The organism is Pseudomonas sp. 7P_10.2_Bac1 (assembly GCF_025465935.1).
Taxonomy (GTDB): domain Bacteria; phylum Pseudomonadota; class Gammaproteobacteria; order Pseudomonadales; family Pseudomonadaceae; genus Aquipseudomonas.
In genome coordinates this window covers 175,371-187,830 of record NZ_JANLNV010000080.1, presented here as the reverse complement: position 1 = coordinate 187,830, position 12,460 = coordinate 175,371, and the positions used below count along the sequence as shown (strand labels likewise).

Annotated in this window: 11 protein-coding genes; all 11 read right to left on the bottom strand. The window is 56.8% G+C overall.

Going from position 1 to position 12,460, the window contains the following annotated elements; genetic code table 11:
• Window positions 1-68 precede the first annotated feature (68 nt).
• The 11 genes from NTD86_RS17660 to NTD86_RS17610 all read right to left on the bottom strand — a co-directional run bounded on the left by NTD86_RS17660 (window position 69) and on the right by NTD86_RS17610 (window position 12,034).
• A complete protein-coding gene (locus tag NTD86_RS17660) occupies window positions 69-743 on the bottom strand; it encodes a NuoB/complex I 20 kDa subunit family protein (protein WP_262204080.1) in 675 nt (224 codons plus the stop codon).
• Between the two features lie 10 nt (window positions 744-753).
• Window positions 754-1,167, bottom strand: a complete 414-nt coding sequence (locus NTD86_RS17655; protein ID WP_003446990.1) for an NADH-quinone oxidoreductase subunit A — start codon at window positions 1,165-1,167, stop codon at window positions 754-756.
• A 557-nt stretch (window positions 1,168-1,724) separates the two neighbouring features.
• A complete protein-coding gene (gene aceA, locus NTD86_RS17650; RefSeq protein WP_262204078.1) occupies window positions 1,725-3,050 on the bottom strand; it encodes an isocitrate lyase in 1,326 nt (441 codons plus the stop codon).
• 233 nt (window positions 3,051-3,283) lie between these two features.
• Window positions 3,284-4,027: a secretin N-terminal domain-containing protein gene (locus NTD86_RS17645; RefSeq protein ID WP_262204076.1), complete on the bottom strand. Its 744-nt coding sequence runs from the start codon at window positions 4,025-4,027 to the stop codon at window positions 3,284-3,286.
• 188 nt (window positions 4,028-4,215) lie between these two features.
• Window positions 4,216-4,647 (bottom strand): GNAT family N-acetyltransferase, encoded by a 432-nt coding sequence (locus NTD86_RS17640; protein ID WP_262204075.1) that lies wholly within the window; start codon window positions 4,645-4,647, stop codon window positions 4,216-4,218.
• On the bottom strand, window positions 4,640-5,806 hold the full coding sequence (locus NTD86_RS17635; RefSeq protein ID WP_262204074.1) for a cupin domain-containing protein: 1,167 nt from the start codon (window positions 5,804-5,806) through the stop codon (window positions 4,640-4,642). Before NTD86_RS17635 ends, NTD86_RS17640 begins: the two co-directional genes overlap by 8 nt.
• Window positions 5,807-5,889: 83 nt before the next feature.
• Window positions 5,890-7,260, bottom strand: a complete 1,371-nt coding sequence (gene purB, locus NTD86_RS17630; RefSeq protein WP_262204072.1) for an adenylosuccinate lyase — start codon at window positions 7,258-7,260, stop codon at window positions 5,890-5,892.
• Between the two features lie 126 nt (window positions 7,261-7,386).
• A complete protein-coding gene (hflD, locus tag NTD86_RS17625) occupies window positions 7,387-8,010 on the bottom strand; it encodes a high frequency lysogenization protein HflD (RefSeq protein WP_262204071.1) in 624 nt (207 codons plus the stop codon).
• Entirely contained in the window at window positions 8,007-9,140 is a 1,134-nt protein-coding gene (gene mnmA / locus NTD86_RS17620) for a tRNA 2-thiouridine(34) synthase MnmA (protein ID WP_262204069.1), read from the bottom strand. The genes hflD and mnmA overlap by 4 nt, the downstream gene beginning before the upstream one ends.
• 59 nt (window positions 9,141-9,199) lie before the next feature.
• Window positions 9,200-9,646 carry an NUDIX hydrolase gene (locus NTD86_RS17615; RefSeq protein ID WP_262204067.1) on the bottom strand — a complete coding sequence of 149 codons (447 nt, stop codon included), beginning with the start codon at window positions 9,644-9,646 and terminating at the stop codon, window positions 9,200-9,202.
• 162 nt (window positions 9,647-9,808) lie between these two features.
• Entirely contained in the window at window positions 9,809-12,034 is a 2,226-nt protein-coding gene (locus NTD86_RS17610; protein WP_262204065.1) for an NADP-dependent isocitrate dehydrogenase, read from the bottom strand.
• Between the last annotated feature and the right edge of the window lie 426 nt (window positions 12,035-12,460).

The following is a 12,460-nucleotide window of genomic DNA, read 5'->3' as shown; positions in this document are numbered from 1 at the left end:
TTTATCGCTTTCGGTCAACGTAAAGAATGAAGCCAGTGATTCGTTCTATATAAAGAAACGGCGCTGGATCAGACTTCGTCGGGGCTGCGCAGGTTAGTGACCTGAATACGCTGTTCGCGGCGCTGTTCCTTTTGGGACGGCATCTCGGCGCGGTACACGCCTTGTTCACCGACAACCCAGGAAAGTGGGCGACGCTCCTGGCCAATCGACTCTTGCAAGAGCATCAAGCCCTGCAGGAAAGCCTCTGGGCGGGGTGGGCAGCCTGGCACGTAAACGTCCACGGGCAGGAACTTGTCGACCCCTTGAACCACGGAGTAGATGTCGTACATGCCACCGGAGTTGGCGCAAGAACCCATGGAGATAACCCATTTAGGCTCAAGCATTTGCTCATAGAGACGCTGAATGATCGGCGCCATCTTGATGAAGCAGGTACCGGCAATAACCATGAAATCCGCCTGACGCGGCGATGCCCGGATTACTTCGGCACCGAAGCGCGCGATATCGTGGGGCGCCGTGAAGGCGGTGGTCATCTCCACGTAGCAGCAGGACAGGCCGAAGTTATACGGCCACAGGGAGTTTTTACGCCCCCAGTTGACGGTATTGCTCAGCACGTCTTCAAGCTTGCCCATGAAGATGTTTTTGTGGACTTGATCTTCTAACGGATCGGCAACGGTTTCCCGTTTGCCGATTGGGTATTGCTCGTTAGGAGCATCCGGGTCGATCCTGGTGAGTTCGTATTGCATTGCCAAAGCCTCATTGTTTCAGCTTGGCCTGCCGCTTACGACGAGCTTCTGGTGCCCAATCAAGAGCACCCACCCGAAATAGGTAGACAAGGCCTGCCAACAGAATTGCTATGAAAACGAGAGCTTCGACGAATCCGGTCCAGCCGCTTTCGCGAACAGACACAGACCATGCAAAGAGAAAGAGGGCTTCGATATCGAAGATCACGAACAGCATCGCGACCAGATAGAATTTTGCCGAGAGCCGCAAGCGGGCGCCACCGGTAGGCAGCATGCCGGATTCGAACGGTTCGTTTTTGCTGCGGCCCCAGGCTTTTGACCCAAGGAGGCTGGAGACGCCGAGCATGAAGGCACAGAGGCCGACAACGCCGAGAAGGAAAATGGCAAAGCCCCAGTTGTGGGCTATGAGTCCTGTCGCTTCGGGCATGCTGGAAATCCTTAACAGAGAGCAAAGGTCTCTGAGCTTGAAAAGGTAATAAAGCAGTGACGATATGTCGCAGCGCTATTGATTGCCGGGATTTTATGGCTAAACACCCAGCAAGTAAATTTTCTAAGATGAATAAATTCAATCCTTTAGTGGTATGGCACTCCCCAAAGTCTACGCAGGCCTTGTGTTACGTGGATTACAGCGTGTTTCAGTGATTATGTTTTACCGTTCAGGTAATCAACAAAAGCAACTCTAAATGATAATTAATATCGTTTAAAAGCTGCGCTATTGTGACGCGGTGCAGTCAACCTGTTGAACTTGGCTTATATAGACGCAATTGGCAAGTTTAGAACTTGGTTTTGTAACCTGTTTCGGGTTTCAGTTTATGGATCCAGGTCAGGGTTTTGGTGAATGCTCACCCTCTGTAGGAGCGAGCTTGCCTCGCGATCTTTTAAAAGATCAAAAGATCGCGAGACAAGCTCGCTCCTACAGGGTTGTTCGGGCACACAAAAAAACGCCCCGAACCAGTCGGGGCGCCAATCACTGAGGAGCAGCTATCAGTGGAACTGTTCTTCTTCGGTCGAGCCGGTCAGGGCGGTTACCGATGAAGAGCCACCCTGGATAACGGTGGTCATGTCGTCGAAGTAGCCGGTGCCCACTTCTTGTTGGTGTGCCACGAAGGTGTAGCCTTTTTCTGCGTCAGCAAATTCCTGCTCTTGCAGCTTCACGTAGGCAGTCATGTCGTTGCGGGCATAGTCGTGCGCCAGGTTGAACATGCTGTGCCACATGTTGTGAATGCCTGCCAGGGTGATGAACTGGTGTTTGTAGCCCATGGCTGACAGTTCGCGCTGGAACTTGGCAATGGTTGCGTCGTCCAGGTTTTTCTTCCAGTTGAAAGAAGGCGAGCAGTTGTAAGACAGCAGTTGGTCCGGGTATTCCTTTTTGATCGCTTCGGCAAAGCGGCGAGCTTCGTCCAGATCTGGTTTGGCGGTTTCACACCAGATCAGATCGGCATAAGGAGCGTAGGCCAGGCCGCGGGCAATGGCTTGGTCCAGGCCGGCACGCACTTTGTAGAAACCTTCTTTAGTGCGTTCGCCCGATACAAACGGCTGGTCGTACGGGTCGCAGTCAGAGGTCAGCAGGTCTGCGGCGTTAGCGTCGGTACGGGCCAGGATGATGGTCGGTACGCCAGCCACGTCAGCTGCCAGGCGCGCTGCAGTCAGCTTTTGTACGGCTTCCTGGGTGGGTACCAATACTTTGCCGCCCATGTGGCCGCATTTTTTCACTGAGGCCAGTTGGTCTTCGAAGTGAACGCCGGCGGCGCCTGCTTCGATCATGTTTTTCATCAGCTCGTATGCGTTCAGTACGCCGCCGAAACCGGCTTCAGCGTCTGCCACGATTGGAGCGAAGTAGTCGATGTAGCCTGCATCGCCCGGGTTCTTGCCGGATTTCCACTGGATCTGGTCAGCACGGCGGAACGAGTTGTTGATGCGCTTGACCACGGTTGGAACCGAGTCCACCGGGTACAGCGACTGATCGGGGTACATGGATTCAGCAGAGTTGTTGTCTGCTGCCACTTGCCAACCCGACAGGTAAATAGCCTGGATACCGGCTTTAACCTGTTGAACTGCCTGGCCCCCGGTCAGGGCGCCCATGCAGTTGACGAAATCTTTCTCAGGACGGAAGGACGGGTGTGCGCCCTGTGTCACCAGTTTCCACAGCTTGTCGGCGCCCATTTTTGCAAAGGTGTGCTCGGGTTGAACCGAACCACGCAGGCGGACCACGTCAGCAGCGGAGTAATCGCGTTTCACGCCTTTCCAGCGTGGGTTTTCGGCCCAGTCTTTTTCAAGGGCTGCAATTTGCTGTTCGCGTGTCAGTGCCATGGAGATAAACCTCGTCGCATAGGTCTGGGTTGAAAAATTTTGCTCCACCAGCACACAACAATTTTGTTTGAGTACGTGCGTGAATGGCTGCTCGCCATGGAGCGTCCAGGGCCTGTTGGTGGGGCTCTGATTGGCGGGAGCGGGGCCATCATGCCTTTGCATTTTTGTGTCGTCAAACACTTTGTAGTGCTTTTTTTTCCGCACTACATATTTGGTCTAATACGACCCGTCAGTCAGTTTTGGGCCTTTTGGTCGAGTGTTTCGACTTTGACCCGCACCGTCAGGTCATTGCGACCTTGAGTAGAGTACGTAAGGGTTGTAGCGTTATTTGCGGTCTGGTTCTGGTTGCTGCTACCTGCCACGGTGATCCATTGACCCAGTGGTCCGCTGATTTGTGTGTTGGCATTTTGAACGTTCACTACATCTGGCTGCTCTTGGCTCATGGCGTCCAGATGCGTGCTGATCGCGAGGTGTACCGTTTCACCTGTGACGTTGGCAGTGACGAAAAAACCTTGGGTAACATCGCGGTATTCGGTCTGTGTGAAGAGTCGGCCATAACCGTCAGTCCGGGTGCTGGTGAGGGGTACGCTCTGTCCGATCTGAATCTGCGCTGGCACGCCTTCGGTGGCCTGTATTTGCTGAACTCCTCCTTCTCGGCTGGCCGTGCTGTACACACGGGTGTCTGAATTGGAGTTGGGCAGGGCGTTGTCACGAGTGTCGACGGTGATCAATAGCCGTTTGGCCGGCGTATCGAGCTGGGCCAGGAGGTTTTCCAGGTTTTGAATTTTTGAGGGGGCTGCTTCGACAATCAGCTGATTGCCATAAGCGCTGACTTTGCCGTTTTTACCGATAAAGTTCTGTGCAATCGGTAGCAGTTCGGCGCTGGTTCGGTTTTGCAGGGTGATGACCTGAGTGTCGGCGAGCGCGCTCACGCTAAAGGTCAAGAGCAGGCTGGCAATAAAAGCCCGTGGGGACATGTCCGTTATCTCCGAAATACGTGTAAAGGTCTGTTCGGAGTGTGGCAGATAGCAAAACGCCCTGCGATCCGAAGATCGCAGGGCGTTTTGTGGCAGGCGTTTGTAGTCGTTGCCGCAGGCTGCGATAGGTTGCGCAGCAACCCCGGTTATAAAGGGTCTGCGGCCCTTATCGCAGCCTGCGCCAGGGGCTACAGAATTTTGCTACTGCGTTTCATATCAACGTGAGGAATGCCTGCTTCGAGGAACTCCTCACTGATGACTTCAAAACCCAGGCGCTCATAGAACGGCGTCGCGTGCACTTGCGCGCTGAGCTTTTGTTCTTTCAGGCCGCGTTTTTCAGCCTCGTTGATTGTGGCCTGCATCAAGGCATCACCGACTTTCAGGCCGCGCCAATCCTTGAGGACTGATACACGGCCGATATGACCGTCTGGCAACAGGCGGGCGGTACCAATGGGAAAGTCGCCTTCGTAAGCCAGGAAATGTACCGCATCTGAATCGTCAGCGTCCCACTCAAGCTCGGGCGGAACATGTTGTTCGGCAATAAACACCGCCTCACGAATGCGTCGAAGTTCGGCGTTGTCCTTATGCCAGTCGGCGACACGTACGTGAATCTTATTCATCGGCAAACCCCAGGCTTCCTTGTTTAACCAGCTCCAAGAGCAGGTTGCTTGCGTCTTCATCGGCCAACCATGGGCCGAGGTTGTCACTGTGCAGTGCGTCAGCAGCACAGATCATTTTCAGCAGCTCACGCAGTTTGCCTGGCAACAGGCGGCTTTGGCCGCTGGCGAAGAGCAGAAGGTCTTCGTCCACTTCAGACCAGGCCAGGCGTGCGCTTGGATTACGGATCAGGATGGCTCCCTGTTCCAGGCTGTCGATCAACTCTTGTTCTTCGAGTTCGGGGCCGACCACGAGTTCCGGATAGCGTGGCTCGGTCATGAACTGTCCGAACCAGGTCAGCAGCATGCGTTCGTCGCTCATGTGCTCGGTCAGCAGGTTTTTCAGACGACCCAATGCGTCGTGCTGGATCTGGTGCGGATCACTGACAGGCTGCGCGTCGGTATCGGTGTAGCGCTCTTCATCGGGCAGGTACTGGCTCAGGAAGTCAGTGAAGTGGGTCAGCACTTCGGCAGCCCCGGGTGCGCGGAAGCCTACCGAGTAGGTCAGGCAGTCATCCACGGCTACGCCGCAGTGGGCCAGACGTGGCGGCAGGTATAACATGTCGCCGGGTTCCAGGGTCCACTCATCGGTTGTCTGGAAATCAGCCAGAATGCGCAGGTCGGCATGCTCCAGCAGCGGGCTTTGCGAGTCGCACATTTGGCCGATTTGCCAGTGGCGCTTGCCATGCCCTTGAAGCAGAAACACGTCGTAGTTGTCAAAGTGCGGGCCTACGCTGCCGCCCGGGGCTGCATAGCTGATCATCACATCATCGATGCGCCAGCTCGGCAGGAAGCGGAAGTTTTCCAGTAATTCACCGACTTCAGGTACGAACTGGTCAACCGCTTGAACCAGTAAGGTCCACTCGCGCTCAGGCAGTTTGCCGAATTCGTCTTCTTCAAACGGGCCGCGGCGCAATTCCCATGGACGTTCGCCGTGTTCGATAATCAGGCGTGATTCGACTTCTTCTTCCAGGGCCAGGCCGGCCAGTTCATCGGCATCGATCGGGCTTTCGAAGTCAGGAATCGCCTGACGGATCAGCAATGGTTTTTTTTGCCAATAGTCGCGCATGAATTCGCGCGCCGTCAGGCCGCCCAAAAGTTGAAGAGGAATATCAGGATTCATGTGTAACCTATTGAAAAAATGCGCTTTGTAATCGGGAATAAAAACGCCCGGCACGGCCGGGCGTTAATAGGTCATTGCAGCAGTCAGATGCGCTTGGCTTGCTCGACCGCGTTGCCAATGTAGTTGGCAGGCGTCAGCAACTTCAGCTCGGCCTTGGCCGCTTCCGGCATTTCAAGGCCGTCGATGAACGTTTGCAGGGCTTCAGGGCTGATGCCCTTGCCACGCGTCAGTTCCTTGAGCTTCTCGTACGGGTTTTCAATGTTGTAGCGGCGCATCACGGTCTGGATCGGCTCGGCCAGGACTTCCCAGCAGTTGTCCAGGTCTGCGGCGATTTTTGGTGCGTTAAGCTCCAGCTTGCTGATGCCTTTGAGGCTGGCTTCGTATGCGATCACGCTGTGGGCAAAGCCGACACCGAGGTTGCGCAGCACGGTGGAGTCGGTCAGGTCGCGCTGCCAGCGGGAGATTGGCAATTTGCTGGCCAGGTGCTGGAACAGGGCGTTGGCGATACCCAGGTTGCCTTCGGAGTTTTCGAAGTCGATCGGGTTGACCTTGTGCGGCATGGTCGAGGAGCCGATTTCGCCAGCGATGGTGCGCTGCTTGAAGTAGCCCAGGGAGATGTAGCCCCAGATATCGCGGTCGAAGTCGATGAGGATGGTGTTGAAGCGCGCAATAGCATCGAACAGCTCGGCGATGTAGTCGTGAGGTTCGATTTGCGTGGTGTACGGGTTGAAGCTCAGGCCCAGTTCGTCTTCGATGAAGGCGCGGGCGTTGGCTTCCCAGTCGATCTGCGGGTAGGCCGACAGGTGGGCGTTGTAGTTGCCCACAGCGCCGTTGATCTTGCCCAGCAGCGGGACTGCAGCGACTTGGGCGATTTGACGCTCAAGGCGGTAAACCACGTTGGCCAGCTCTTTGCCCAACGTGGTTGGGGAAGCCGGTTGGCCGTGGGTGCGCGACAGCATCGGCACGTCAGCGAAGCGGATGGCCAGCTCGCGGATGGCTTGGGCAGTCTGGCGCATCAGCGGTAGCATCACATCATCACGGCCTTCACGCAGCATCAGGGCGTGGGACAGGTTGTTGATGTCCTCGCTGGTGCAGGCAAAGTGGATGAATTCACTGACTTTGGCCAGTTCAGGCAGCTTGGCAGCCTGTTCCTTGAGTAGGTACTCAATGGCTTTTACGTCGTGGTTGGTGGTGCGCTCGATCTCTTTCACACGCTCGGCGTGCTCCAGAGAGAAGTTCTCGGCCAGTTCGTTCAGAACGGCGTTGGCTTCGGTGGAGAAGGCGGGTACTTCAGGGATGGCAGCGTGAGCAGCCAGGCGCTGGAGCCAGCGAACTTCAACCAGAACGCGAGCGCGGATCAGGCCGTACTCGCTGAAAATTGGGCGCAGGGCCTGGGTTTTGCCGGCGTAGCGGCCGTCAACAGGGGAAACCGCAGTGAGCGAAGAGAGCTGCATGGGGTGTTCTCGGACAGTCGGGCAACGAAATAGGGCGCGTATCATACATGAAAAAAACGGCCGGTCCGTTGCCAACTGACCGGCGTCTTGCGCATAACGACATTACAAGGTGTGTGCTGGCGTGTTTCAGTTGCCGCGCAGCATCGGGTAGAGCTCTTTGAGCAGCTTGCGGCGGCTGAAAACCAGCTGCCAGCGATGACCACCCAATTGGCGCCACAGCCGGGCGGAGCGAATACCGGCCAGCAGGAGCGCGCGAATTTTTGCCGCGTTATTCGGTTGTTGCAGGTTGCGCATGTCGCCGTGGACCTGGATGCGCTGGCGCAGGGTGCTCAGGGTGTCCTGGTACAGCCCGCCGCAGGCCGCCACCACGTTTTCGTGGGCAGGGCCAAAGTGCTCAACCTGTGACTGGATCTGTGGCAGACGCTTACTGATCAGCTCGAGCATGTCGTCGCGCTTGGCCAGTTGACGCTCCAGACCCAGCATCGACAGCGCGTAGCGCAGCGGTTCGCGCTGCAGGGTGTTGGGGTCGCGCTCGAGGGCGCCAATCAGTGCCCGGTAGCCTTCACGCAGGTTGATGTCGTCACCGCCATAGACTTCAAGCGTGTCCTTTGGGTCGCGGACCAGCAAGCTACCCAGCATGCAGGCCAGATCGGTTTCGCTGATCTGGCCGGTCTTGGCGATCTTGTCTACCAGCACGGCGGCAAAGAACACACCGCCAAGGGCTACCAGTTGCTCCTGAATGGTGTTCATGCGCGATGGCCCTTGCTGGTCCACGGCTCGGCCACTTCGATCACGCCGCCGCCCAGGCAGACATCACCGTCGTAGAACACTACGGACTGGCCGGGGGTAACGGCGCGCTGCGGGTCGTCGAAGGTGGCGCGGTAGCCGGTAGCGGTCTTTTCCAGGGTGCAAGGCTGGTCGCCTTGACGATAGCGGACCTTGGCGGTCAGGCGCAGCGGGCTGCTCAGGTCGACCGGGTTGACCCAGTAGATCTCTGAGGCGAGCAGGGCGCGGGAGAACAACCACGGATGATCGTTGCCCTGGCCGACGATCAGCTCGTTGTGCTCCAGGTCTTTGATCAGCACGTACCACGGCTCGTCACTGGCGTCTTTGAGGCCGCCAATGCCCAGGCCCTGACGCTGGCCGATGGTGTGGTACATCAGGCCATGGTGGCGGCCGATCACTTCACCTTCGGTGGTTTTGATTTCGCCCGGTTGTGCAGGCAGGTACTGCTTGAGGAAGTCGCTGAAGCGGCGTTCGCCAATAAAGCAGATACCCGTGGAATCTTTTTTCTTGGCGGTAGCCAGGCCGTGTTTTTCGGCGATGCGGCGAACTTCCGGTTTTTCCAGTTCGCCGACCGGGAACAGAGTCTTGGCAATCTGTTCGCCGCCCACGGCGTGCAGGAAGTAGCTTTGGTCCTTGTTTGGATCAAGGCCCTTGAGCAGCTCTGTGCGGCCGTCAATGTCGCGACGGCGAACGTAGTGGCCGGTGGCAATCAGGTCGGCGCCCAGCATCAGGGCGTAGTCGAGGAACGCCTTGAACTTGATTTCGCGGTTGCACAGGATGTCTGGGTTGGGCGTGCGTCCGGCCTTGTATTCGGCCAGGAAGTGCTCAAAGACATTGTCCCAGTATTCGGCGGCAAAATTGGCGGTGTGCAGCTTGATACCGATTTTGTCGCATACGGCCTGGGCGTCTGCCAGATCGTCCATGGCGGTGCAGTAATCCGTTCCGTCGTCTTCCTCCCAGTTCTTCATGAACAGGCCTTCCACCTGATAGCCCTGCTCCATGAGCAGAACGGCGGAAACGGAAGAATCTACACCACCGGACATGCCGACGATGACGCGCTGTTGTTCGGGGGCGACTAAGGCTGGATCACGCATAAGGTTTCAATGAGTGTCTTGAAAAAGGACGCGATTCTATCAGGCCCGAGCGTTCAAGGCTAAACCGAAGGACGGATTAGCGTGAGGTCGAACAGTTGACCGTTCAGATAATCGTCGATGCACTGCAGGCTCAACTCGCTGCGCCAGCGGTGGCGTTGGGCTAGTAGCTCGTCACGGGTCAGCCATTGCGGGCCTATGATGCCGGTGTCCAGGGTGTAGTCAGGATGGTGTTTGAGCGCTTTACCGGCAAAGCAGACGCGCTGATAGGTGACGCCATTGCTCGGGGCTGTGTACAAATAAATGCCGATGACCCCGGTTAGCTCGACGTCGTAGCCGGTTTCTTCGAGGGTTTCGCGCACGGCGGCTTCTATCAGGGTTTCGTTTGGGTCCAGGTGCCCGGCGGGCTGGTTGAGCACGGCGCGTTCGCCGCTGTATTCCTCAACCATTAAAAAACGGCCATTGTCTTCAACGACCGTGGCAACGGTGATGTGGGGTTTCCATTCCATTGAGGTGGTTCTCGATTTTTGGGGGAATATTCCTTGATGCTACAGAAAGTTTGCGTCAATCCCAAAACCTGAAGCCTTCGGCAGCGATTGCACAGTTGCGAGCGCCCTGAAAACACAAACCCCGGCGTCGTGGGCCGGGGTCTGTGCTGTTGCCTGTTGCTCTTACACCAGTGAAGCGATGATCGCGTTCAGTGTGGCGCTAGGGCGCATTACGGTGCTCACCTTGTCGGCGTCAGCGTGGTAGTAACCACCGATGTCGACTGGCTTGCCCTGCACGGCGTTGAGTTCGGCAACGATTTTTGCCTCGTTCTCGGTCATGGCTTTTGCCACTGGGGCAAACAGGGCTTGCAGCGCTTTGTCTTCAGTCTGCGCGGCCAAGGCTTGAGCCCAGTACAGCGCCAGGTAGAAGTGGCTGCCGCGGTTGTCGATGTTGCCGACTTTGCGCGATGGCGATTTGTTGTTGTCGAGGAACTGGCCGGTGGCCTGGTCCAGAGTCTTGGCCAACACCAGCGCTTTCGCGTTGTTGTAGGTCGTGCCCAGGTGCTCCAGGGAGGCTGCCAGTGCCAGGAACTCACCCAGGGAGTCCCAGCGCAGGAAGTTCTCTTCCAGCAGTTGTTGTACGTGCTTGGGTGCCGAACCGCCTGCGCCAGTTTCGAACAGACCGCCACCATTCATCAGCGGTACGATCGACAGCATTTTGGCGCTGGTGCCCAGCTCCATGATCGGGAACAGGTCAGTCAGGTAGTCGCGCAGTACGTTGCCGGTCACCGAGATGGTGTCCAGGCCGGCACGGGTGCGTTCCAGAGTGAACTTCATGGCCTCGACAGGCGACATGATGCGAATGTCCAGGCCGCTGGTGTCGTGATCTTTCAGGTAGGTTTCTACCTTCTTGATCATCTGGGCGTCGTGGGCGCGTTTAGGGTCCAGCCAGAAAACGGCCGGGGTGTTGCTGGCGCGGGAGCGGTTGACGGCCAGTTTGACCCAGTCGCGGATCGGCGCGTCTTTGGCCTGGCACATGCGCCAGATGTCGCCTTCCTCAACCTTTTGCTCCATCAGCACGTTGCCGTTGCTGTCGGTAACGCGAACAACACCTGGGGTCTTGATCTGGAAGGTTTTGTCGTGCGAGCCGTACTCTTCGGCTTTTTGTGCCATCAGGCCAACGTTTGGCACGCTGCCCATGGTGGTCGGATCGAAAGCGCCGTGCTTTTTGCAGTCTTCGATCGTGGCCTGGTAGATGGTGGCGTAGGAGCGATCCGGGATCACAGCCTTGGCGTCATGCAGTTGGCCATCAGCGCCCCACATTTTGCCGGAGTCACGGATCATGGCTGGCATCGAGGCGTCAACGATGACGTCGCTCGGTACGTGCAGGTTGGTGATGCCTTTGTCGGAGTTCACCATCGCCAGTGCAGGGCGATCCGCGTAAACAGCCTGAATGTCGGCTTCGATTTCAGCTTGCTTGTCGGCAGGCAGGGTTTTGATGCGGGCGTACAGGTCGCCAATGCCGTTGTTCAGGTTGAAGCCGATTTCTTTCAGGACGTCAGCGTGTTTTGCCAGCGCGTCCTTGTAGAACTCAGCCACGATCTGACCAAACATGATTGGGTCGGAAACCTTCATCATGGTGGCTTTCAGGTGAACCGAGAACAGCACGCCTTGTTTCTTGGCGTCTTCGATTTCGGCCGCTACGAACTTGCGTAGGGCGTTTTTGCTCATGACGGAGCAATCGATGATCTCGCCGGCTTGTACGGCGGTTTTTTCCTTCAGGACGGTGGTGGTGCCGTCTTGAGCGATCAATTCGATTTTGACGTTGTCCGGGGCTTCTACCGTGGCGGCTTTTTCGCTGCCGTAGAAGTCACCTTCGCTCATGTGCGCAACGTGGGACTTGGAGTCTGCGGTCCAGGCGCCCATTTTGTGCGGGTGCTTGCGAGCGTAGTTCTTGACCGACAGCGGGGCGCGACGGTCAGAGTTGCCTTCGCGCAATACCGGGTTTACGGCGCTGCCCATGACTTTGCTGTAACGCGCCTTGATTTCTTTCTCGGCGTCAGTGGTTACAGTCTCCGGGTAGTCCGGGATGTTGAAGCCCTGTGCTTGCAGTTCCTTGATGGCAGCTTGCAGCTGAGGAACCGATGCGCTGATGTTGGGCAGCTTGATAATGTTGGCTTCAGGGGTAACAGCCAGGTCGCCCAGTTCGGCGAGGTGGTCTGCTACAGCCTTGTCACCCAATTGCTCGGGGAAGCTGGCGAGGATGCGGCCTGCCAAAGAGATGTCGCGCGTCTCAACGGCGATATCAGCGCTGGCGGTAAAGGCCTCGATGATAGGCAGCAGTGAATAGGTGGCGAGCGCCGGAGCTTCGTCGGTGAAGGTGTAGATGATCTTCGAACGGTTGGGCATTTCGGATTAACTCTCTTCTTTGCTGAGCGTGCTCAGATACTCGAGATGCGCAGGGTAGGCGCTTTCGTACACAGTGAACAATGAGCCGAAAGTCGAGGTTCTTAGCGGTGATGTGAATGCATCAGTAGAGCGTCAAGCGGTCGAGCCGGGGTAACGGCTCAGCCTTTCTAGGCCTGAAAGACTCATTCCAGTTGGTATATCTGGGTGACTCCGTGGTCACCCGCGCAGTATACATAGGTCACTAAGGTTGCTGCGAGGGGGGCGGCGTATCACAAATCATCCATTGGTCTAAGATCCTGCGGCAATATGTCCTTGTTTTTACCGTGTTATCCCCGTTTTTACTGGCTTTTGCAGACGTTTGGCAGCGCCCGGGGGGATCATTTTCCCGAGTCGACGGCATAAAAAAACGGCCGATTCCTGTGATTG